This window comes from Bradyrhizobium amphicarpaeae (genome assembly GCF_002266435.3).
GTDB classification, from domain to species: Bacteria; Pseudomonadota; Alphaproteobacteria; order Rhizobiales; family Xanthobacteraceae; genus Bradyrhizobium; species Bradyrhizobium amphicarpaeae.
In genome coordinates this window covers 1807719-1830352 of the sequence record NZ_CP029426.2, presented here as the reverse complement: position 1 = coordinate 1830352, position 22634 = coordinate 1807719, and the positions used below count along the sequence as shown (strand labels likewise).

22 protein-coding genes are annotated in these 22634 nt (G+C 64.3%); 11 read left to right on the top strand and 11 right to left on the bottom strand.

What is annotated here, in order from left to right; genetic code table 11:
• Nucleotides 1–142: 142 nt before the first annotated feature.
• The 4 genes from CIT40_RS08695 to petA form a co-directional block, all read right to left on the bottom strand.
• On the bottom strand, nt 143–1276 hold the full coding sequence (locus CIT40_RS08695; RefSeq protein ID WP_244611944.1) for a DMP19 family protein: 1134 nt from the start codon (nt 1274–1276) through the stop codon (nt 143–145).
• 29 nt (nt 1277–1305) lie between these two features.
• The gene (locus CIT40_RS08690) at nt 1306–1980 is read right to left on the bottom strand and encodes a dienelactone hydrolase family protein (RefSeq protein ID WP_094892679.1); all 675 of its coding nucleotides are present in this window, start codon (nt 1978–1980) and stop codon (nt 1306–1308) included.
• Between the two features lie 213 nt (nt 1981–2193).
• Nucleotides 2194–4257: a cytochrome b/c1 gene (gene fbcH, locus CIT40_RS08685; protein WP_094892680.1), complete on the bottom strand. Its 2064-nt coding sequence runs from the start codon at nt 4255–4257 to the stop codon at nt 2194–2196.
• A 62-nt stretch (nt 4258–4319) separates the two neighbouring features.
• Nucleotides 4320–4850, bottom strand: a complete 531-nt coding sequence (gene petA / locus CIT40_RS08680; protein WP_094892681.1) for a ubiquinol-cytochrome c reductase iron-sulfur subunit — start codon at nt 4848–4850, stop codon at nt 4320–4322.
• Between the two features lie 288 nt (nt 4851–5138).
• Between petA and CIT40_RS08675 the strand changes: the two genes are divergently transcribed.
• The 8 genes from CIT40_RS08675 (at nt 5139) to CIT40_RS08640 (ending at nt 11327) form a co-directional block, all read left to right on the top strand.
• Nucleotides 5139–5597 carry a tRNA (cytidine(34)-2'-O)-methyltransferase gene (locus CIT40_RS08675; protein ID WP_094892682.1) on the top strand — a complete coding sequence of 153 codons (459 nt, stop codon included), beginning with the start codon at nt 5139–5141 and terminating at the stop codon, nt 5595–5597.
• 18 nt (nt 5598–5615) lie between these two features.
• Entirely contained in the window at nt 5616–6248 is a 633-nt protein-coding gene (gene queE / locus CIT40_RS08670) for a 7-carboxy-7-deazaguanine synthase (protein ID WP_094892683.1), read from the top strand.
• A gap of 141 nt (nt 6249–6389) precedes the next feature.
• Complete coding sequence (gene hemF / locus CIT40_RS08665) at nt 6390–7277, top strand: oxygen-dependent coproporphyrinogen oxidase (RefSeq protein ID WP_094892684.1); 888 nt, start codon at nt 6390–6392, stop codon at nt 7275–7277.
• Complete coding sequence (locus tag CIT40_RS08660; protein WP_162307411.1) at nt 7274–8023, top strand: HAD family hydrolase; 750 nt, start codon at nt 7274–7276, stop codon at nt 8021–8023. Before hemF ends, CIT40_RS08660 begins: the two co-directional genes overlap by 4 nt.
• Nucleotides 8024–8343: 320 nt before the next feature.
• Nucleotides 8344–8550 (top strand): DUF2158 domain-containing protein, encoded by a 207-nt coding sequence (locus CIT40_RS08655; RefSeq protein WP_094892686.1) that lies wholly within the window; start codon nt 8344–8346, stop codon nt 8548–8550.
• A 63-nt stretch (nt 8551–8613) separates the two neighbouring features.
• The gene (locus CIT40_RS08650) at nt 8614–9258 is read left to right on the top strand and encodes an Isoquinoline 1-oxidoreductase subunit (RefSeq protein WP_094892687.1); all 645 of its coding nucleotides are present in this window, start codon (nt 8614–8616) and stop codon (nt 9256–9258) included.
• Nucleotides 9259–9377: 119 nt separating this feature from the next.
• Complete coding sequence (locus CIT40_RS08645; protein WP_148667186.1) at nt 9378–9944, top strand: hypothetical protein; 567 nt, start codon at nt 9378–9380, stop codon at nt 9942–9944.
• Between the two features lie 336 nt (nt 9945–10280).
• Nucleotides 10281–11327: a trypsin-like peptidase domain-containing protein gene (locus CIT40_RS08640; protein ID WP_094892689.1), complete on the top strand. Its 1047-nt coding sequence runs from the start codon at nt 10281–10283 to the stop codon at nt 11325–11327.
• 31 nt (nt 11328–11358) lie between these two features.
• Here CIT40_RS08640 and CIT40_RS08635 read toward each other — a convergent pair whose 3' ends face one another.
• The 7 genes from CIT40_RS08635 to CIT40_RS08605 form a co-directional block, all read right to left on the bottom strand.
• On the bottom strand, nt 11359–12318 hold the full coding sequence (locus tag CIT40_RS08635; protein ID WP_094892690.1) for a hypothetical protein: 960 nt from the start codon (nt 12316–12318) through the stop codon (nt 11359–11361).
• 10 nt (nt 12319–12328) lie between these two features.
• Entirely contained in the window at nt 12329–13768 is a 1440-nt protein-coding gene (locus tag CIT40_RS08630) for an ATP-binding cassette domain-containing protein (protein ID WP_162307410.1), read from the bottom strand.
• Nucleotides 13769–13967: 199 nt separating this feature from the next.
• The gene (locus tag CIT40_RS08625) at nt 13968–14738 is read right to left on the bottom strand and encodes a sulfite exporter TauE/SafE family protein (RefSeq protein WP_094892692.1); all 771 of its coding nucleotides are present in this window, start codon (nt 14736–14738) and stop codon (nt 13968–13970) included.
• Complete coding sequence (locus tag CIT40_RS08620; protein ID WP_094892693.1) at nt 14735–16003, bottom strand: CCA tRNA nucleotidyltransferase; 1269 nt, start codon at nt 16001–16003, stop codon at nt 14735–14737. The genes CIT40_RS08625 and CIT40_RS08620 overlap by 4 nt, the downstream gene beginning before the upstream one ends.
• 10 nt (nt 16004–16013) lie before the next feature.
• A complete protein-coding gene (locus tag CIT40_RS08615) occupies nt 16014–16277 on the bottom strand; it encodes a DUF6111 family protein (protein ID WP_094892694.1) in 264 nt (87 codons plus the stop codon).
• The gene (locus CIT40_RS08610) at nt 16274–16945 is read right to left on the bottom strand and encodes a CoA pyrophosphatase (protein ID WP_094892695.1); all 672 of its coding nucleotides are present in this window, start codon (nt 16943–16945) and stop codon (nt 16274–16276) included. Before CIT40_RS08610 ends, CIT40_RS08615 begins: the two co-directional genes overlap by 4 nt.
• On the bottom strand, nt 16942–17553 hold the full coding sequence (locus tag CIT40_RS08605) for a DUF1285 domain-containing protein (RefSeq protein ID WP_094892696.1): 612 nt from the start codon (nt 17551–17553) through the stop codon (nt 16942–16944). Before CIT40_RS08605 ends, CIT40_RS08610 begins: the two co-directional genes overlap by 4 nt.
• 275 nt (nt 17554–17828) lie before the next feature.
• Between CIT40_RS08605 and CIT40_RS08600 the strand changes: the two genes are divergently transcribed.
• From CIT40_RS08600 to CIT40_RS08590, 3 genes are read left to right on the top strand one after another with little or no spacing between them, the layout of a single operon-like run.
• Nucleotides 17829–18827, top strand: coding sequence for an AAA family ATPase (locus tag CIT40_RS08600; protein ID WP_094892697.1), 999 nt, complete (start codon nt 17829–17831; stop codon nt 18825–18827).
• Nucleotides 18827–19771, top strand: a complete 945-nt coding sequence (locus CIT40_RS08595) for a DUF58 domain-containing protein (protein ID WP_094892698.1) — start codon at nt 18827–18829, stop codon at nt 19769–19771. The genes CIT40_RS08600 and CIT40_RS08595 overlap by 1 nt, the downstream gene beginning before the upstream one ends.
• Nucleotides 19768–22572 carry a DUF4159 domain-containing protein gene (locus CIT40_RS08590; protein WP_094892699.1) on the top strand — a complete coding sequence of 935 codons (2805 nt, stop codon included), beginning with the start codon at nt 19768–19770 and terminating at the stop codon, nt 22570–22572. Before CIT40_RS08595 ends, CIT40_RS08590 begins: the two co-directional genes overlap by 4 nt.
• Nucleotides 22573–22634 lie beyond the last annotated feature (62 nt).

Here is a 22634-nt window from a genome sequence, read left to right as displayed (position 1 = left end):
GCACCGGCCACCTCTTTAGGAGGCGCGCCACCAACGACGGAACGGGCGGACAACGGTGTTCATGACGGGATAATCACCATGACCGGAAGGCGGCGTCAAGGGAGGCAGGGGTTTCGCGAGCGGAAGCGTCAAGGTTACGGCTCTAGATGGCTGGCCGGCCAAGCGCGACGTCCGCAACATGCCGTTCGATCTCAGGGCGCAGGATCGTCAGCCTGCTCTTACCTCCAGCTTCGAAGGCACTGGCACGATCGCTGCGAGTTTCAATTTCAACGAGTTTGGTCCCGATCAAGGCGCACCATGTCACGCTGTCCTCACCCAACCTGAGGACCGTAAGAGCCGCCGCGGTGTCCAGGCCCAAATTGCGCAGCATCAAGTCGATCGCTTCAGCAGCCAGATGCTGTTTAGCCAAGATTTCGACGCTCCTGATTGTATCGGCGGAGACACTCGAAAGTAACGCGCCGGGGGAAAAATCGCTCGCGGCCTCATACAGCCTGGCCTCCGATTTCAGCAAGGCGCAAAGTCGAGCGCCCTTGTCGGTCTTCACTCCAAACGCCCGACATGGCTCACGCCCCACCTCCGTGTTGTGTCTTGCCAGAATAGCCACCTTAAATTCAGGATCAGGCCTCACCGCTCCACATGAGACAGCCACGGCAAGCTGCAGGTCGTTGACAATTTGATACCTGAACTGCTCGACACTCCGCCAAAGCCGCCGCCGAGGAAAGTTGGGGTGAAGCTGCGCGAGTCTGTCGATTTCGGCGGCATATTGGTTGTCTGCCACCGGCTTCAGTTCAGGCCAGCTCGCGATCCATCGCGCCCCCAGCGGATACATTGGACGAAACGCGTCTAGCTCATAAAAGCGGTCATCGAGTTCGTCGAGCGCGTCCGCGCTGGTTAAGGCGCCATCTTGCCGGGCGGCCTCGTCGGGATGCTCGTCCATCCAAACCATCATCTCTTGCAGGATTTGGCTTCTATCGACGTCTCCCATCGCCTTCAGTCCGGCGAGCGCGTCAATGCAAGTGATTTGAAGCAACCGATCGGAGTTGACAATGAACTGACTATGTCCGCCGTTGAGGACCTGGGCGTAATAGTAGGACGCATGATAGAGTTGCATCGCTACCTCGGGCAGTTCTTGCCGCGAGAAGGAGCCGACGTATTGCATCTGCTCGACATAGCAGAGAACGGCCTCGACCAGACTGCCTGCTTCTTCGGCGTCCCGCGCCGCATGCAACGCGTCGCGAGCGACGACGACTGTGCTCAAACGGCCGTTGACGATCACCGATGCCTCCGGCGGCTCAGGGCGACACACTACCCCAGATGCTTGTGAAAAAACTCCGTCGCCCGGCCCCAGGCGAGTTCGGCGGCTTCGCGGTCGTGCACGGCCTGGCGCTGTTCGTTGACGAAGGCGTGCTCGGCGTCATAGCGGAACAACTCCAGCGACTTGCCGGCGGCCTTCATGGCCTTTTCGAAGCCGTTGACCAGCTCCGGCGTGCACCAATCGTCCTTGTTCGCGAAATGGGCCTGGAGCGGGATCTTGACGTCGGCGGGCTTGGCCGCCTGCTCCGGCGGGATGCCGTAGAACACGACGCCGGCCGCAAGCTCAGGCACATGCACCGAGCCGATGATGGTGACGGCGCCGCCGAGACAGAAGCCGGTCAGCCCGACCTTGGCACCGTTCCGCGACAGATATTGCGCGGCGCCGCGCACGGTCTGCGTGGTGGCGTCCATGAAGTCGAGCGAGTTCATCTCCTTGTTGGCGCTGTCCGTGTCGTGATACGGCACCACCTTGCCCTTGTAGAGATCGGGCGCCAGCGCGTCGAAACCGGCCAGCGCGAAGCGGTCGCACAGGCCCTTGATCTGGTCGGACAGGCCCCACCATTCCTGGATCACGACCACGCCCGGCGCGTTGCCGCGCGCGGCATTGGCGAGATAGCCCGAGGCGTCCTTGCCGTCCGGACGCTTGAAGGTGATGGCGGTTCCCATGGTGTCCTCCGATGAGTTTCTGGGGAGCGGTTGTTGCTATTTTGGCCGGTGCGGGCGCGTGAAGCAATCCACACTGTCGTCATTCCGGGGCGCGCGATAGCGCGAGCCCGGAATCCATTTCGCCACGGAGCCGGTGGATGATGGATGCCGGGAGAGTCGACCCAACAAAAAAGCCCCCTCGCGGGGGCTCTTTCATTTCGTCTCGCCGTTCGCTCAGTGCGAGCTGGCCCAGACCTTCTTCTTGGTGAAGTACATCAGGCCAGCGAACAGGATCAGGAAGATGAACACCTGGAAACCGAGGCGCTTGCGCGCTTCCATGTGCGGCTCGGCGGTCCACATCAGGAAGGTCGTGACGTCCTTGGCGTACTGCGCGACCGTGGCCGGGGAGCCGTCGTCATAGGTCACCTGGCCGTCGCTGAGCGGCTTCGGCATCTTGATCGCGTGGCCCGGGAAGTATTTGTTGTAGTACGAGCCTTCTGGAATGGTGACGCCCTCCGGCACCTTGTCCTCGAAGCCCTGCAAAATCGCGTCGACGTAGTCCGGACCCTGCTCCTGGTACTGGGTGAAGAAGTCGACGATGAACATCGGAAAGCCGCGGCCGTAGGAGCGCGCCTTGGTGATCAGCGACAGATCGGGGGGCGCCGCGCCACCGTTCGCCGCACGCGCGGCCTGCTCGTTCGGGAACGGCGAGGGGAAATAGTCGGCCGGACGGCCGGGGCGCTCGAACATGTCACCCGCGTCATTCGGGCCGTCCTTGACCTTGTACTCGGACGCGAACGCCGCCGCCTGCGCCACGGAATAGCCGGGTCCGCCGGCCTCGGCGAGGTTGCGGAAGGCGATATAGGACAGGCCGTGGCAGCTGGAACAGACTTCCTTGTAGACCTTCAGGCCGCGCTGCAGCGCGCCGCGGTCGTATTTACCGAACGGGCCCGAGAACGACCATTTGTTGCCCGGCGGCTTGTCGCTGCCTTCGGAGGCGCGGGCATCCTGCATGCTGCCGAGGAACAGCGCGCCGGCGGCGACGAGCATGACCGCGACAGAAGCAACAGCCTTGCCGCCCTTGGCCAGGATCGCCTCCGAGATCGAGTTCGGCACCGGCCGCGGCCTCTCGATACGTGCGAGCAGCGGCAGCACGATCAGGAAGTAGGCGAAGTAGCAGACCGTCAGAACCCGGCCGGCGATCACATAGATGCCTTCCGGCGGCTGCGCGCCGAGATAGCCGAGCAGGATGCAGACCGCGACGAAGATCCAGAAGAACTGCTTGGCCAGCGGACGGTACTTCGACGACCTCGTCTTCGCGGCGTCCAGCCAGGGCAGAAAGCACAGGATGATGATCGCCGAGAACATCCCGATGACGCCGGCGAGCTTGTTCGGGATCGAGCGCAGGATCGCGTAGAACGGCAGGTAATACCATTCCGGCACGATGTGCGGTGGGGTCACGCCCGGGTTCGCCGGAATGTAGTTGTCGGCGTCGCCGAGATAGTTCGGCATGTAGAAGATGAACCAGGCGTAGAGCAGCAGGAAGCAGGCGACGCCGAAGCCGTCCTTGATGGTCGCATGCGGCGTGAAAGGCACCGTGTCCTTTTCCGTCTTCGGCTCGACGCCGTCAGGATTGTTCTGGCCGGCGACGTGGAGCGCCCAGACGTGGAGGACGACGACACCCGCGATCAGGAACGGCAGCAGGTAATGCAGCGAGAAGAAGCGGTTCAGCGTCGGGTTGCCGACCGAATAGCCGCCCCACAACAGCGTCACGATGCTCTCGCCGACATAGGGAATGGCGGAGAACAGATTGGTGATGACGGTGGCGCCCCAGAAGCTCATCTGGCCCCACGGCAGCACGTAGCCCATGAAGCCGGTCGCCATCATCAGCAGGTAGATGATGACGCCGAGGATCCACAGCACTTCGCGCGGCTCCTTGTAGGAACCGTAGTACAGACCGCGCAGCATGTGGATGTAGACCGCGAAGAAGAACATCGACGCGCCGCAGGCGTGCATGTTTCGGAGCAGCCAGCCGTAATTGACGTCGCGGACAAGCAGTTCGACCGACTTGAAGGCGAGATCGGCATGCGGCGTATAGTGCATCGCCAGGATCACGCCGGTCAGGATCTGCATCCCCAGCATGAAGGAGAGGATGGCGCCGAAGGTCCACCAATAGTTCAGGTTACGCGGGGTGGGATAGACGACGAAGGAAGAATGCATGAGGCCGAGGATCGGCAGGCGCCGCTCGAGCCATTGCAGGGCCGGGTTACTCGGCTGGAAGTCGGATGGTCCGCTCATGATGCGATCCTGAGGAAATAAAACGACGAGACGGCGCGAAGCTTCGGACGCGGGTCCGAGGCTCAGCCGATCTGGATTTTGGTGTCGGAAACGAAAGTGTACGGCGGCACCGGCAGGTTCGCGGGCGCGGGCCCCTGGCGGATGCGGCCGGACGAATCGTACTGCGAACCATGGCAGGGGCAGAAGAACCCGTCGTAATTGCCTTCATGGGCGATCGGGATGCAGCCGAGATGGGTGCAGATGCCGATCACGACCAGCCATTGCTCGTGGCCGGACTTGACCCGGGCCTCGTCGGACTGCGGATCAGGCAGGCTCGCCACGTTGACGGCGCGCGCCTCGTCGATCTGCTTCTTGGTGCGGTGGCTGATGTAGATCGGCTTGCCGCGCCAGAACACCTTGATATCCTGCCCCTCGGCGACCGGGGTCAGATCGACCTCGATCGGCGCACCGGCGGCGATGGTCGAAGCGTCCGGATTCATTTGAGAGATGAAGGGCCAGAGCGCAGCTGCGCCCCCTACTGCTGCAGCTGCCCCGGTTGCAACGAATAAGAAATCACGGCGTGTCGGATGGTCCGCCGAAGACGCTGTCGTCACGATTCCAACCCTTTCTTCTTGTGCAGCCGGTGGAACCGCTCCAGGAGCCCCCAAGGTCCCCGGAACAGTCTGCCGGCGCCCGCGGCCCCCCGCGGCGGCAGAACTTCGCTCATTCACCTCTAAACGGGTGAAACAGCAGTCCAGAATCGTTCTATTGGCACCCTTGCCGGGCGAGCGCAAGCCCGCTATCGGCGCGGGAGCGTGCCATGCACGAATTCCGCGGCCGGCGATGTTTTATTGAGACATTTCCGGCCCCGCATCGCACTCGCTACAACCCTCGAACAGCCCATGCAGATCGCGCTTTTCCAACCCGACATCGCCCAGAACACCGGCACGATTCTCAGGCTTTGCGCCTGCCTGGGCATCGCCGCCCACATCATAGAACCGGCGGGCTTCCCCGTCTCCGACCGCCTGTTCCGCCGGGCGGGAATGGACTACCTCGACCATGTCAGCCTGACCCGCCATGACTCCTGGTCGAAATTCGAGGATTGGCGCGCGGCGCATGGCTACCGCCTGCTGCTGTTCACGACCAAAGCTGCCACCGACTACCGCGATTTCCGTTACCAGACGTCGGACATCCTGCTATTCGGGCGCGAGAGCGCCGGCGTCACCGACGCGGTGGTCGAGGCCGCCGATGCGCGGCTGGTGATCCCGATCAAGGCGGGGCTGCGGTCGCTCAATGTCGCCATGACCGCGGCCATGGCCGCCGGCGAGGCGCTGCGGCAGGTCCGGAACCCGCAAGCCTGACGGATTGAGGAGAGACGAGTGAGTTACGCGGTCAAGGAAATCTTCCTGACCCTGCAAGGCGAAGGCGCCCATGCCGGGCGCGCGTCCGTGTTCTGCCGTTTTGCCGGCTGCAACCTCTGGAGCGGCCGCGAGGCGGACCGCTTTGAGGCCACCTGCAAGTTCTGCGACACGGATTTCGTCGGGACTGACGGCACCCTCGGCGGCCGCTACGGCTCGGCCGCGGAACTCGCCGACACCATCGCCGCGCAATGGCGTGCCACCGTTGCCAACCGCTACGTGGTGCTGACCGGCGGCGAGCCGCTGCTCCAGGTCGACGCCGCGCTGATCGAGGCGCTCCACGCACGCGGCTTCGAGATCGGCGTCGAGACCAACGGCACCATGGCAGCTCCCGAGGGGCTCGACTGGATCTGCGTCAGCCCCAAGGGCGGCAGCGAGCTGGTGCTGCGCCAGGGCCATGAGCTGAAGCTGGTCTATCCGCAGGCCCTCGCCGCCCCTGAAACCTTCGAGGACCTCGCCTTCGAGCGCTTCTCGCTGCAGCCGATGGACGGCCCCGAGGTCGTCGAGAACACCGCGCGCGCGATCGACTACTGCCTGCGCCATCCGCAATGGCGGCTCAGCGTGCAGACGCACAAATCGCTCGGCATCAGATAGGACAGATCTCGTAGGATGGGCAAAGCGAAGCGCGCCCACCATTCAGGATGACGATAAAGGACGTGGGCACGGCGCAGGAGCGCCTTTGCCCACCCTACGGCACTACGGCACACTCCGCGTGATGGGCGACAGGGAATGCAGATGGACATGGCGACGATCGAAGACCGCAAGACCCGCGCCCGCGCCTGGTTCGAAGCCTTGCGCGACGACATCTGCGCGAGCTTCGAACGGCTCGAGGACGACGCTCCGCAAAGCCTCTACCCGGGCGAGGCCGGCCGCTTCAAGCGCACACCCTGGCAGCGCACCGACCATACCGGCGCGCCCGGCGGTGGCGGCGTGATGTCGATGATGCATGGCCGCCTGTTCGAGAAGGTCGGCGTGCACTGCTCGACCGTGCATGGCGAGTTCGCGCCCGAATTTCGCGCCCAGATTCCCGGCGCCGCGGAGGATCCGAGATTCTGGGCTTCGGGCATCTCGCTGATCGCGCATATGCGCAATCCGAACGTGCCCGCCGTGCACATGAACACCCGCTTCGTCGTCACCACCAAAGCCTGGTTCGGCGGCGGCGCCGACCTCACGCCGGTGCTGGACCGAAGGCGGACGCAGGACGATGCCGACACCGTCGCCTTCCACGCCGCGATGAAGCAGGCCTGCGCACAGCCGAACCGCGTTGCCGATTACGACAAGTACAAGAAGTGGTGCGACGAATATTTCTACCTGCCGCACCGCAAAGAGGCGCGCGGCATCGGCGGCATCTTCTACGACTGGCACGACAGCGGCGACTGGGACGCCGATCTCGCCTTCACCCAGGACGTCGGCCGCGCGTTCCTGAAGGTCTACCCCGAGATCGTCAGGCGCAATTTCGCGAACGCCTGGACCGCTGCCGACCGCGAGGAGCAGCTGATCCGGCGCGGCCGCTATGTCGAATTCAACCTGCTCTATGATCGCGGCACCATCTTCGGGCTCAAGACCGGCGGCAATGTCGATTCGATCCTGTCGTCGATGCCGCCGGAGGTGAAGTGGCCATGACCATGAAATCCATCTCGAAGCCGCTGCCCCGCGCCATGCTGATCGACATGGACGACACCATCCTGTCGGCCTATGGCCGGCCCGAGATCGCCTGGAACACGATCGCCAGGGAATTTGCGGACGAGCTTGCGCCGCTGCCGCCCGAGTTGGTCGCAACCACGGTCCTCGCTTTCGCGCGAAACTTCTGGGCGAACGCGGAAGCCGCGTGGCGGATGAAGCTCGCCGAGGCGCGGCACCTGACGGTCAAGGGAGGCTTTGCCGCGCTCGCAGCGGCCGGCCACCGCGCCCTGCCCGACGACCTCGCCATCCGTCTCGCCGACCGCTTCACCACCTATCGCGAGGAGGAGATGTTCGTCTTCCCCGGCGCGCATGAGGCGATCGACCAATTGAAGGCGCTCGGCATCAAGCTCGCGCTGGTGACCAACGGCGCCGCCGACACCCAGCGCGCCAAGGTCGAGCGCTTCGAGCTGGCGCACCGCTTCGACCACATCCAGATCGAGGGCGAACACGGTTTCGGCAAGCCCGAGGAGCGCGCCTATCTGCACGCGATGCAAGCGCTCGGCGTCACGCCTGCGGACACCTGGATGATCGGCGACAATCTGGAATGGGAAGTGGTGACGCCGCAGCGCCTCGGCATCTACTCGATCTGGATCGACGTGCACGGCGACGGCCTGCCCGAAGGCTCGCCCGTCAGGCCCGACCGGATCATCCGATCGCTGACCGAACTGGTGCCGGACCGGCCCTGACCAAAAGCAAAATATCGAAAAACAACCCCATGCACAGTAGACGGCTGCTGCAATAACAACGGCTTACGGCGCGCCAAAAACGGGATGCTGATTTTACGAAATGGCTTGACCCGTCGGGCAAAACGGGCGCATGATGCAATCATCGCCGCGCCCGGGACGGAACATCCCCTGGTGACCATCGAGCGATCCCCCACTCGAACCTCTGCCACAGAAGCTTCGAAAGTTGACGCCAGCCGGGCATTCGCGGGTCCCGATCCCGTGATCGGCGTGTCATGCCGGCTTGCTAGCTTCTCAAATCAACCAACCTGAAAGGACCATCCATGGAACTGAAAGCCGGCGATATCGTCATGCTGAAATCCGGCGGCCAGCCGCTCACCGTCGCCGAAGTGAAGGGCGACGACGTCCTCTGTCTCTGGATGGGCGTGGAAGGCGATTTGTTTCGCGAGACGCTGCCGCTCGCCGTGCTCGAACAACTGGAAGAGTTGGACGAGGATGAAGACGACGAGGACGACGAAGACGAGGAATAGGCGCGGTCAGGATCTCATCCTGGCGGCGCGGGAACCAAACCCGGAGGCGTCGATTAGGATGTCATGATCCGCGCGCCTCAATTCGCCGTTCGGGCCGGAAGCCTAGCGATAATCGCTTTCGTCGTAGCGATGGCTGGCTCTCGCCCGAGCGGTGCCGACCCGTCATCCGCTTCCACAACGCTGCGGAATGCCGCGGAGTTTTCCTCGATTTCAAATCCAGCCGATCGCTCGCGCGCGCTGTTCGAGGAAATCGGCAAGGTGCTCACCAATCCGCGTTGCATGAATTGCCACCCGGCCGGAGATCATCCGTTGCAGGGCGACGATAGCCACGAGCATGTGCCGCCCATATGGCGTGCCGAGACCGGGCATTTCGAGGTCAATTGCTCCGGTTGCCATGGCGGGAAGAACTTCTCGCTTCATGAAGCGGCCACCTACCGAAGCATTCCCGGTCATCCGCGATGGGGCTTCGCGCCACTGTCCATGGCGTGGGAAGGCAAGTCGTTGGGCGAGATTTGCCGCCAGTTGAAGGACGTCCAGCTCAACGGCGGTCGTGACCTCGCCGCCCTGGAGGAACACATCGCCAAGGATGATCTCGTCGCGTGGGGTTGGAATCCGGGCGAGGGCCGCAAGCCGGCTCCGGGCAGCCAGCAGGCGGCGGGCGAACTGGTGCAGGCCTGGATCGATAGCGGCGCCGAATGCCCGCGCTGACGCAGGCGCCGCTGCGGACAAGCCTTGATCGGGTGCCAGCTGCGGGCGTTCATTGCTCACGGCTGCCGATCGCTGCCGCACCAATTGCGTTGGACGAAAAGGCTGACTAGGACGTTCGGATGAGCATCGAATCGCCTCCGAGTTGGCCAGTTGTGGACCCACCGCCCTTTGTGCCCGCGCCTCGTCGCCGATGGCCGTTTGCGCTCTTCGTGGCCGTTGTCCTGGCGCTCGCAGGCGCAGGGGTGGGTTACGTCTGGCTGAATCCGGGATTGTTCAGTCAGTCCTCCGGACGCGAGGATGGGGATGCCGACAGCAGATCCGGTGACAAGGCGATCATGACCGAATTGCTCGCCGCGCAACAAAAAACGGCCGACGACCTGGCAGCTGTCGACAGGGCCATCGCCGACCAGCAGGAGCAGCTCAAGGCGATCGTCGGTCAACTTGCCACCCTCAATTCGAAAATTGACGCACTGAAGAGCCCGGCCCCGCAGGCATCGGTCGCGCCGGCTCCGCTGACCGCGCCCAATGTAGCGATGCCATCGGCTTCAGTGCCTCCCGTTTCGCCAGCAGCGACAGCGCGCGTCGCCCCGAAGCAAAAGAGGCCACCGCGCGCACCGGCCCCGTCCGGTCCGATATCGGTCGGGGGAGCGCCGTTGAACGCAACGCCCGATGCGCCTGTGCGCTGAGCCGGGTCGTCTACGCGATCAGCTGCCTCGCCGCCGCCGAGATCATCGCCAGCCCGCCGGTGACCACCGCGACATCGAGGAACGCAGTGCTCCAGCGCGCCTGGCGTCCGTTGTCTCTGCCAATCGCAGTTCGACAGCGGCCGCATCGCCTGCACGCTGCGGACGCGCTGACATTGGGTTTTCCTGACATCGGGTTTAATGTCGGCCCCGCCCTTTCCGATCTCTCTCGCGACCATCCGGTCGACGAACGGGACAGATCTTTCTTTTGCCGATTGGCTCGCGCCACGGTTTCTTTGTGGTACGTTTGCGCTCCGGTGAAAAACGAAGGTTTTGCCGATGAGCAGACCGACGGACGCATTGTTCGACACTCTTCGCGACTATGTGGCGAATGGAGAAGTGGGCCAGGCCCTCGAAGAGTTTCGGAATGTTTTGAGCGCTCAATACCGCCATGATGGCGCAGCCACGAAATTTCGCAGCTTCGACAAGGAAGCAATTCTCCAATTGGGACGTTTGAAACTGGCCGGGAGAAATCGCCGGCGCGGCACGACCGACGATCAATATCACGACCGGGCGATGGCACAGATTTCCTCGGCCGTCTTGGATCTGCTGGAAGACGCAGAGCGGCTGCTTCTGAGCAGTGGCAAGCTGCCGGTGAAGCAGGCCCCCATCGATCTGCCCGCGCCCGAACCTGCTTCTCCGGAGAAGGTCTGGGGAAGAACTACACTCAAGAGCCTTTCCTGGTTACATGAGGGTCTCAATCGCGCGAGATCGGTTTGCCGCGTGGTCTCTCCGGCAGGATTGGGAAGCGGCTTCGTCATGGGATGTGGCATGCTTGTCACGAACAATCACGTCCTACGGTCCGCGGAAGAAGCGGACGCCGCGACGGTCGAGTTCAACTTTCAGGAGGATGAGACTGGGAGGCTTTGCCCGGTCACGCCGTATCGCTTGGATTCCAGCCGATTTGCGACGGACCCAGAACTGGATTGCACCATCGTCAAGATCGCTCAGGGCGATACCCCGATCGGCATCTCCTCATGGGGGCAGCTGACAGGCGAGGTCAAAAAATTGCCGGAGCTAGGTGACCACGTCACCATCATCCAGCATCCGAACGGCGGACTGAAGCAAATCGGGCTCACGGCGAACGAGATCGTTAATATCTTCGAAAGCCGGCTTCACTACATGACGGACACGTTGCCGGGCTCGAGCGGCTCGCCGGTCTTCAATGACGACTGGCAAGTCATCGCGATTCATCGAGCCGGAGGAAATTTGATCAAGAACCGGCACGGCGAGAGGATCTTTGCGAACGAGGGCGTTCTCATGCGGGACATCATGGGATTGCCACGTCTTGGCGAATTGATCGCCGCCGGCGTGGCCCCGAGGTGACCGACCTGACGGGCAGATGGAGCGTCGATGCTCATGCACGCGGCAGGAGCGCCAACCGATGCACGAAATAGAAACTGAGTTCAGAAAGAACGACAAAGAGGCAAAGAACGATAGCCACCGCGCCCCACAGCATGACCTCCAGGCTGACGACCGGCAAGAGCTTGACGGCGGCCGCGTTCAGGATCTCGACATGCGCGCCGACTTCGTAAGCGAGCAAAGTAATCGCTAGCGTGAGGATCACGTTGGGAAGACAAAGCGCACTCAGCAATCCGGCCGACGTCTGGACACCAGTGGCCAGGTCGCGCAGTGCGGGGAAGGCAAGCAGCGAATAAAGCAGAAACGGCAATGCAACGACGAGATTGCCCATCGCTTCGCCAATGTAGACCAAGCCCGGCATGGAGCTCGCCAAATTGGCGAGCACGGCAACGATGATAAGCCAAGAATACAGCCAAAAAGCACTGAGCAGCCAGGCACCGAAAACCCATTTCGACGATGAGAGAAGCAGTGATTTGACGAAGGTCGTGCCGACGACCAGGAAGATAAACCAATAGAATATCGCCAGGATCGCCACTGAGACATCTCTGTCCATTTGAGGCTGCCTACCGAGTTGCTGGCTGATGGCGATTTGGAACATAGCCGCTTTGAGAACAGGGTAGAGCACCCAAATGATCGGCCCAAGCAAAAGCGCAGAACCCAAAAAGATCGTCGCGAACAACGGATGATTGCTCTCTCTGATTATTTCCCGAAGCCGCAGGCTCTTGCTGATCGAATAAAGCCAGAAGCCCGCCGCACCCAGGCTTGCAAGGCTCGCGACCAGACCAACGAGGGCGCGTCCCTGCTTGGAGTCGGGCGCAGCGATCTGCTGCATCTTCAAGAGAAAGCCCGTGGAGGCGTACAGTAAAATACAAAGGAGCAAGATAAGATCGGCGCGCGCGCGCCACGCCCGCGGAAAGCGAAGAGACAGATGCAACATCACTTTGTCGTAAGACATTGCGACGCTCCTAATGAGCAGTGCTTTGTGCTTGCCAAATGTCGCGGCTCTCAGAACCGATGTAAGCTTCGGTCGATTCTGTCAGATCGCGAACGGCCTTGAGCCGGTCTCCGAATTCCCGATACAGCTGCATCGCGATCGACGCGCCGTGCGTTTCGAGCGGAAAGGTGAAAATATAGCCCTCGATCGTTCGCTCGATCGACTTTGCGGGCAGACCGACCGTCGCTTGCTTGACTTCGTTCGGCTGAGCATCGATCGTGACATGGATCACGCGATACTTGATCACGGACTTTAGTCCCTCCACGGGTCCGTTATACTTGCAAGCGCCGTCATCGAATACGACGATTTGATCGGCGATGATTTCCACTTCGAGAAGATGTTGCGACGTGATGAGCACCGCCAGAGGCTTTTCCAAAGATCTGGCAATTGACGACAAGTCCTGCAGAAAGCGCCGGCGAGCTACGATGTCCAAATAGGCCAGGGGTTCGTCGAGCAGCACCAATTTTGGTTTTGACAGCAGCGCTCGCACGAGCTCGAAGCGCATCCGATATCCACCCGACAGCTGGTCCCACGTGCAAGCTTCGTAGTCCTGCAGATCATATCGATTCAGATACCAATCGACATCTTCTTGTGCGCTGCTTTTGCGAGAGCAATGAACCGACGCGATATAGTTGAGGTTTTGTCGAAGGGGCCCGTGCCATTTCGTCGGCAGCTGAGGAACGATCGCGATCTTCGACCTCAGTTGCCGCCATCCGTCCCCCTCGTCCGACAATCCGGGAAACGTCACGCGACCCGAGTCTGGATGCAGGCTGCCGGCGCACAGCTGCAGGAAGGTCGTTTTGCCGCTGGCGTTGCGTCCCACGACAGCCGTTATCTGCCCCTTATGAAGTTGGAGGGATACCGGCTGAAGCTCGAACGCCCCTTGCCCGAAGCTCTTCGTTGTGAGGTCGAGCCTGCAAACCGGCGTACCCTTTGTCTCGTTATAGAGCCGCCAGTGCAGCTTCTGGGCCTTCTCGAGATTCGGCGCTTCGGCGACTGTGGGTTGATCCGCACGCCGGTCGAGGTCGTCGGGCTGGGTCAGTTTCGCGGCTGCGTGATGTTTCGGGAGGCCACCGCTCCCTGACCGTTGGGGATTTTGCGAGTTGGCGCGGATATCTTCCGCGGCATCCAGGATTGCAGAACCGATGTCATTTATGTTTTCAGTGTTCGTCACCCCCTGTCGCTGCGCAGAGCGCCAACGATTGAACCTGCCTCGGAGGAGGAGGATGTCTCTTTTTGCTGGCGGCCAAAAACTGTCGGCGTAGTCCTGGAGGTGATTCAAGGCATCCGTATATTCAGCCTCGGCGACACATCCCTCAATCGCTGACGGAAAATGGTCTGATAAGGATCTTCGTTCAATCGTTGCTAAAATTGCATTCATCGAGCACCTCAGCGCTTCGATCTGCGGCATAATGTGTCGCTTACAACAACCCAAGATAGCCGTATGGCGGGCTCCGCGCAACAGCTCCCTGAGGCGACAAGGAGGCTGTAGCTTTGGGTATCGGGTTGCAACTGCCGGCAACACCATCCGCCAGTTGTCGCAATCCCGACGTGGGGATCCGCGAGCGTGGACGTTGGTCGGCCGCGAAGCCAGACCAGTCCCGGCCCACCTACGCGACCAGCTGCCGCGCGGCCGCGGTAATCATGACCAGCCCGCCGGTGATGACCGCGACATCCAGGATCGCGGTGTGGATGTGCACCGGCATCCGCTCGACGAAAGCCTTGGCGAGGAACGCGCCGGGGATCGCGATCGCGCCGATCAGCAGCGCGAAGGCGAGCACCTGCGCGGTGACGGCGCCGGCAAGGCCGAACACCGATATCTTGATCAGGCCGGTGCCGAGCGAGATCATGGCGTCGGTTGCGATCACGGCGGCGCCCTCGAGGCCTGCGGCCATCAGAAGCGACAGCAGGATCACGCCGGACCCGGAGGTGCCGCCGACCAGCACGCCGTAGCCGACCGAGCCGGCGGCAAGACCGCCGTCGCCGATCCGCACCTGTCGGCGGCGGAGCACGCGGCGCAGCGGCACGCTGAGGATCAGCATCGAGCCGATCACCAGTGCCGCGCCGGCGTTGGTGAGGCGCGTATAGCCGTAGGCGCCGAGTGCGGTCGTCAGCGCCGCGCAGGCCAGCACGATCAGCGCGCGGCGGCGGTCGGCATAGCGCAGATAGGCGACGGCGCGGCTGGAATTGGTGAAGATGGCGGAGATCGCGATGATCGGCACCACCGGCTCGGCGCCGACCAGCGGCACCAGCACCAGCGGCATCAGGGCGCCGGTGCCGTAGCCGGCGAGACCACCGATGATCGAAGCAAACAACGCCATCAACGCGACCAGCAGGAGCTGAAAAATCGAGATGTCGGCGAAGGCTGAGACGATGGTCACGTTTTCTCGTCGCGGCTGACGCGGGCCGCAGCTTGATCGGCGATGGTAGCGAGCGCGGCATCATCTAGTGGAAAATCCGCCGCAAGCCAAGCGTCCTCGGCGAGCGTCAACACATGTCCGAGCGCGGGCCCCTCCGCCAGACCGCGCGCGATGAAGTCGGCGGCCTTGAGCGGAAATTTCGGCGCAGCCCAGCGCTGCGGCAGTTCTGCGAGAGCGCGCCAGCGCGTCGAGGTGACGTCGCCGCCTGCCCGCGCCCAGCCGAGCAACACACGATCGTGATAGCGCTCGGGGCCGAGCCGATAGAGCAGACGCCGCGCATTCGCCTCGTCCTTGACGGCGAAGCGCCACCAGCGATGGCCCATCGAATCCAGTGCCTTGGTCTCGGCATTAGAAAGCCGCAGCCGCGCGGCGACGCGCTTGGCATCTTCGGTCACGGCGACGGTCAGGGCGGCGAGGCGCCGCGTACTGCTTGCAGCGAGGCCGAGCTCGCGCTCGATCGCGATCATCGCCGACAGCGGCCCGGTATAGGCGACGCCGCCGGTCAGCGCTTGCAGCAATCCGCCCTCGGCCATGGCCAGCACGGCCGCGGACGCGCCGCCGGCCACCAGCAGCTTCAGCATCTCCATCCGCACCCGCTCGGCCGAGAGGCTGGCCAGACCCGCACGCCCCCGGATGCAGGCGAGATAGCCGTCGCGGTCGGGATCGCCGGCACCGAAGGCGGCGTGGATGCGGAAGAAGCGCAGGATGCGCAGATAATCCTCCGCGATGCGCTGGTCGGGATCGCCGATGAAGCGCACGCGGCGGGCTTTGGCATCCGCGATGCCGCCGACATGGTCGTAGACGACGCCGCTCGCATCGACCGACAGGCCGTTCATGGTGAAGTCGCGCCGCTCGGCATCCTTCACCCAGTCGCGGCCGAATGCGACCTTGGCCTTGCGGCCGAAGGTCTCGGTGTCCTCGCGCAGCGTCGTGACTTCGTAGGGGTGGCTGTCGATGACCAGCGTGACGGTGCCGTGGTCGATGCCGGTCGGCACGCTCTTGATGCCGGCAGCCTTGGCGCGCCGGATCACCTCCTCCGGCCGCGCCGTGGTCGCGATGTCGATGTCGCCGGGCGTCAGGCCGAGCAGCGCGTTGCGCACGGCGCCGCCGACCACCCGCGCCTCCTCGCCGTCGACGCCCAGCAATTGCAGGACGCGCGCGGTCCCGCCTGCCGTCAGCCAGGGCGCATCGGCAAGAATTGGCGCAAGGTGCGGCTCCGCGCTCATCGTGCGGCCCCTATTTTTCCACGCCCGGCACCAACCGGCCGTTCTCGACATGGGCGGGAACGTAGGTCGAATCCGGGGCGGCGCCGGAGAAATGCGCAAAGCCGATCAGCCCCGCGATCACCAGCACCAGCGCGACCAGGACAAGGCGCGCGACGATGGTGACCGGCCAGGACGTTTGAACGAACAGGCCGGAGCGGGTTGCGGCGAGGAACAGCGCATAGACGGCAAAAGGAACGAGAAAGATTCCGATCTCGGTCAGAACCGGCCGGATCATGATGAATAGATCCGCTCATACAGCACACGCAGCATGCCCGCCGTCGCGCCCCAGATGTAGCGTTCCGCGAACGGCATCGCGTAATAGGACCGCTCCATGCCGCGGAATTCCTTGCTGTGCACCTGATGGTTCACCGGATTCATCAGGAAGGATAGCGGCACCTCGAAGGCGTCAGCAACCTCGGAACGGTTGATGGTGAGCTCGAAGCCGGGCCTGACCCTGGCGACCGTCGGCAGGATGCGGAAACCGAAGGCGGTGCCGTAGAGATCGAGATAGCCGATCGGCTCGACGAAGTCCCTGGACAGCCCGACCTCTTCCTCGGCCTCTCGCAGCGCGGCGTCCAGCGGCGAGGAATCGGTCGCGTCGATCTTGCCGCCGGGAAACGCGATCTGGCCGGCATGGTCGTTGAGATGCGCCGAGCGCTGTGTCAGCAGGATGGTCGGCTCGGGATGATCGACCACCGCGATCAGGACCGCCGCGGGGCGCACCGGCTGCTCGCGCGCGACGATCTCGAGCATCTTGTCGGTGCCGGGATCGCCCGAGGCCGGAATGATGTTCGGATCGTAGAGGCCGAGCGGAACGTCGAAGCCGAGCTTCGCCCTGGAACGCGCGAAAAAATCCGCCGCGCCCATGATGGCGGGATCGCTTCTGGGGATAGGCTTGTTCAAAGCGCGGCCCTCACCTGCTCCGCATCGGCCATGGCGAAGAATTCACCTGATGATTCGACGCCGAACATCGGCTGGCCATCGACCATCCGCTCCTCACCCATGTCAACCAGATCGTAATAGAGCGCTCGTGTGACCTTGGCCCAGAGATCGGCGCGGACATGCAGATACGGCGTCAGCCCGCCGTTCCCGGCCTGCTCGAATCGCAGCCGGTGCGCGGCATCGCAGGTGACCCAGTCATCGACATTGGTGCGGAAGCGCAGCACGCGATGGCTACCCTCGCCGTCCTTCTGCATCTCGACCGCCATGAAGGGCGCGTCGTCGACGCGGATGCCGACCTTCTCCACCGGCGTGACCAGGAAATGCTTGTCGCCCTCGCGCTTCAGGATGGTCGAGAACAGCCGTACCAGCGCGGGACGCCCGATTGGCGTGCCCAAGTAGAACCAAGTACCATCGGAGGCGATTCGGATGTCGAGATCGCCGCAAAACGGCGGATTCCACAGATGCACCGGCGGCAGCCCCTTCCTGGCGCCTTCGGCATTGGCAGCAGTTTTGGCGGCGGCGGTCAGTCCTTCGAGACCATGATCGGCACTCTGCCCTTGGTTCGCCATGGTTTGCCCTGACTTTGTCCTTTGGCACGATTGGTGCAGGTCTACGTTGTACTCGGGTGCACGGTTCCACCCCCGGATTAGTCCGGTGTGGAAGGTCGCCACTTCGTGATGCCGTACATAACCCGAAGCCGATAAGGTGGGGATAGGTTAATTCAACGAATACATGGCCTTCCTGCAAGTCTAGCATAGGCGCCATGACCTGACGTGATGACCAAACGCGATGCGATGACATGACGGCCCAGGCAAGCCGCATGGCGGGCTGAAGGAGCGAACGGATGGCGGAGAGTGTCGAGAAGCTCGAGGACGGGATCGTTCGTTCGGCCGAGCAGGTGTCGAGCCAGATTCGCGCGGCGAAGGAAGCGATCGCGTCCGTCATCTTCGGCCAGGATCGCGTGATCGAGAACACGCTTGTCACCATTCTCTCCGGCGGCCATGCGCTGCTGATCGGGGTGCCCGGCCTTGCCAAGACCAAGCTGGTCGAGACGCTCGGCGTCACGCTCGGTTTGGATGCCAAGCGCATCCAGTTCACGCCCGACCTGATGCCGTCGGACATTCTCGGCGCCGAGGTGCTGGATGAGAGCACCACGGGCAAGCGCGCTTTCCGCTTCATTTCGGGTCCGGTGTTCGCGCAGCTTCTGATGGCCGACGAGATCAACCGCGCCAGCCCGCGCACGCAATCGGCGCTGCTGCAGGCGATGCAGGAGCAGCACATCACGGTGGCCGGTGCGCGCCACGATCTGCCGAAGCCCTTCCACGTGCTCGCGACGCAGAACCCGCTGGAGCAGGAGGGAACCTATCCGCTGCCCGAAGCGCAGCTCGACCGTTTCCTGATGGAGATCGACGTCGACTATCCCGATCGCGACGCCGAGCGCCGCATCCTGTTCGAGACCACCGGCGCCGAGGAGACGCTGGCTAAGGGATCGATGACGGCGGACGCGCTGATCACCGCGCAACGGCTGATCCGGCGCCTGCCGGTCGGCGATTCCGTGGTGGAGGCGATCCTGTCGCTGGTGCGCTCGGCCCGCCCGGGTCCGGACGCCGGCGAAGCCGGCAAGTTCATCGCCTGGGGCCCCGGCCCGCGCGCCAGCCAATCGCTGATGCTGGCGGTGCGCGCGCGTGCGCTGATCGACGGACGGCTGGCGCCTTCGGTCGACGACGTGCTCGACCTCGCCGAACCCGTGCTGAAGCACCGCATGGCGCTGACGTTCCAGGCACGCGCCGAAGGCCGCACGATTCCGGACGTGATCAAGCAGCTCAAGACGCGGATCGGTTGATGGCAGCGGAGAACGGGCACCCGGCGAAGGAGATCATCGCGATCCGACGCGCCGATGGCGAAAGCCGCACGCTCGCCGCTTCCTTGCCCCGCCTGGTGTTAGAAGCCCGCCGTATCGCCGCCAACGTCATCCACGGCCTGCACGGCCGCCGCCGCGCCGGCTCCGGCGAGAATTTCTGGCAATACCGCCGCTTCGTCTCCGGCGAGCCGGCGCAGAACGTCGACTGGCGCCGCTCGGCGCGCGACGACCATCTCTATGTCCGCGAGCTCGAATGGGAAGCCTCGCACACGGTGTGGATCTGGCCGGATCGTTCGCCCTCGATGGCATTCGCCTCGAAGACCGCGCGCGAATCCAAGCTCGAGCGCACGCTGATCGTCGCCTTCGCGCTGGCCGAGCTGCTGGTGTCGGGTGGCGAGCGCGTCGGCATTCCCGGCCTGATGGCGCCGACCGCGAGCCGCAGCGTGATCGACAAGATGGCGCAGGCGATGCTGCATGACGATGCCGACCGCCTCAGCCTGCCGCCCTCTTTTGTCCCTGCTGCGCTTGCCGAGACGATCGTGCTGTCGGATTTCTGGTCGCCAATCTCCGAGATCAGGACGACGCTCGCAGGCCTGTCCGGCTCCGGTGCGCATGGTACGCTGGTGCAGATCGTCGATCCCGCCGAGGAATCGTTCCCTTATTCCGGCCGCGTCGAGTTCGTCGAGCCCGAAGGCTTCGGCGTGATCACCGCCGGCCGCGCCGAGAGCTGGGCGCAGGATTACTCCGCGCGGCTGGCGCTGCACCGCGACCAGATCCGCGCCGAGACCAACAAGCTGGACTGGCTGTTCACCACGCACGCCACCGACCGCTCCGCCGCCGAGCTGCTGCTGTTCCTGCATGCCGGCATGCAGGTGAGCAAGACGGGCGCCCGCACCACGACGATCAAGGCGGGGCCGGCCGCATGATGGGTCTGCCGCTCGCCTTCACCGAACCGCTGCTCCTGATCGGCCTCGTCAGCCTGCCAGTGCTGTGGTGGCTGCTGCGCGTGATGCCGCCGCGGCCGCGCCGCATCGAGTTTCCGCCGACGCGCCTGCTGTTCGACATCGCCCCGCGGGAGGAGACGCCGTCGCGGACGCCGTGGTGGCTGACCGCATTGCGTCTCCTGGCTGCGGCGCTCGTCATCTTCGCGGCCGCCGGCCCGATCTGGAATCCGCAAACGGGCGCAGCCGACAGCAAGGCGCCTCTGATGATCATGCTCGACGACGGCTGGAGCGCCGCCTCGCACTGGGACGTCAGGATCAGGGCCGCCGACGAGCTGATCGCCAATGCCGACACCGATCGCCGCGCCATCGCGCTGGTGCCGCTGTCCGAGCCGAACCGCGACATCACCCTGATGCCGGCGGGCGCGGCGCGTGTCGCGCTGCGGCAGCTCACGCCGAAACCCTATTCGATCGACCGCGTCGAGACGCTGACCGCGGTCGACCGTTTCCTGAAAGCCACCGGCGATTGCGAGATCGCCTGGCTGTCCGACGGCGTCGACACCGGCCGCGGCGAGGACTTCGTCGCCGGCCTCGGCAAGACCATCGGCGATCGCAGCCTGACCATCTTCGAAGGCGGCACCTCCTCGCCGCTGGCGCTGGTCGCGGCCGAGAACGCCGCGGCGAAGATGACGGTCAAGGTGCTGCGTACCGACAGCGGCATCGCCGTCGGCACCGTGCGCGCGCTGGACCAGAAGGCCTCGCCGATCGGAGAGGCGCGCTTCTCGTTCGGTCCCCAGGACAAGGAGACCGACGCCGCGTTCGATTTGCCGGTCGAGCTGCGCAACGATATCACGCGTCTCGAGATATCGGGCGAGCGCTCCGCCGGCGCGGTGCAGCTGCTTGACAAGCGCTGGCGCCGCCGCGCCATCGGCATCGTCTCCGGATCGACCAGCGAGACCGCGCAGCCGCTGCTGGCGCCGACCTTCTACCTCACCCGCGCGCTGGCGCCGTTCGCCGACGTCAGGCTCGCCGACAAGGGCTCGCCGCAGCAGGGCATCACACAATTTCTGGACCAGAAGCTGCCGATGATCATCCTCGCCGATGTCGGCACCGTCGCGCCGGAGCTGCGCGAGCGCCTCAATGCCTGGATCGACCAGGGCGGCGTGCTGGTGCGGTTCGCCGGCCCCCGGCTGGCGCAGGCCGAGGACGATCTGGTGCCGGTCAAGCTGCGCAAGGGCGGCCGCACGCTCGGCGGCAGCCTGACCTGGGAGAAGCCGCAGCACCTCGCTTCATTCGCGGCCGACGGTCCGTTCGCCGGCGTTGCTGTGCCCAGGGACGTCACCATCAACCGCCAGGTGCTGGCCGAGCCCGATGCGGTGCTCGCCACCAAGAGCTGGGCCTCGCTGGAAGACGGCACGCCGCTGGTGACCGGCGAGCATCGCGGCAAGGGATTGGTCAGCCTGTTCCACGTCAGCGCTGACATGCGCTGGTCGGATCTGCCGATGTCGGGCACCTTCGTCGAAATGCTGCGGCGGGTGGTCGACATGTCCGGCTACACCACCAAGCCCGGCGCAGGCGTTGCAGGCGAAGCGACCGCCGAGACGGTGGCGCCGCTGCACATCCTCGACGGCTTCGGCGCCTTCGGACCGCCGCCGGCCACCGCAAAGCCGCTGCCCGCGGATTATCGTGACCGCGCCACATCAGATCATCCCCCGGGCTTCTATGGCCCGGCCGAAGGACCGCTCGCCGTGAACACGCTTGCCAGCGCCGACCGCATCGCCGCGCTGAACACCGCGAGCCTGCGCGCACGGCATGCCACCTACACCAATGCCGAGCCACGGGATTTGCGCGGCTGGCTGCTGTCGACGGCGCTGGCGCTGTTCCTGGTCGACGCCATCATCGTCGCGGTGCTCGGCGGCGGAATCGCCGCGCTGCTGCGGCGCCGTGCGGCGCCCGCGATGATCGTGCTTGGCCTGCTGTTCGCCGCGCTCTCGCCCGCGCCGTCACGCGCCGACAGCGCGACGGACGATTTCGCGATGAAGGCGACGTCGCAGACCCGCCTCGCCTATGTCGTGACGGGCAATGCCGACGTCGACTCCATCGTCAAGGCCGGGCTGTCGGGACTGACGCTGTTCCTGGCGCAGCGCACCGCGCTCGAGGCCGGCGATCCCGTCGGCATCGATCCCGCGCGCGACGAGCTGGCGTTCTTCCCGCTGATCTACTGGCCGATCGTGCCGGGCGCGCCCAAGCCGCCGCAGGACGCCATCAACAAGATCGACGCCTACATGAAGCAAGGCGGTACCGTGCTGTTCGACACCCGCGACGCGATCGAAGCGCCGCCCGGCGCCAACGGCGCCGCGCAGACCCCGGGCATGCAGACGCTGCGCGAGATCCTGTCGTCGCTCGACGTGCCCGAGCTCGAGCCGGTGCCGCGCGAGCACGTGCTGACCAAGACCTTCTATTTGCTGCGCGACTTCCCGGGCCGCTTCGTCACCGGCCAGACCTGGGTCGAGACCCTGCCCCGCGACGACGACGAGGACAGCGCGCAGCGGCCGGCCCGCGGCGGCGACGGCGTCTCGCCGATCATCATCACCTCGAACGACCTCGCCGGCGCCTGGGCGGTGCGGCCCGACGGCCAGGCCATGCTGCCGGTGACCGGCGGCGACACCCGCCAGCGCGAATTCGCCTACCGCGCCGGCGCCAACATCGTGATGTACACGCTGACCGGCAATTACAAGGCCGACCAGGTGCATGCTCCGGCGCTGATCGAACGGCTGGGGCAATGAGCATGATCCGGAAAAGTGGAAGCCGGTTTGCCGGCGAGATCATGCTCACAACGAATAGAAGT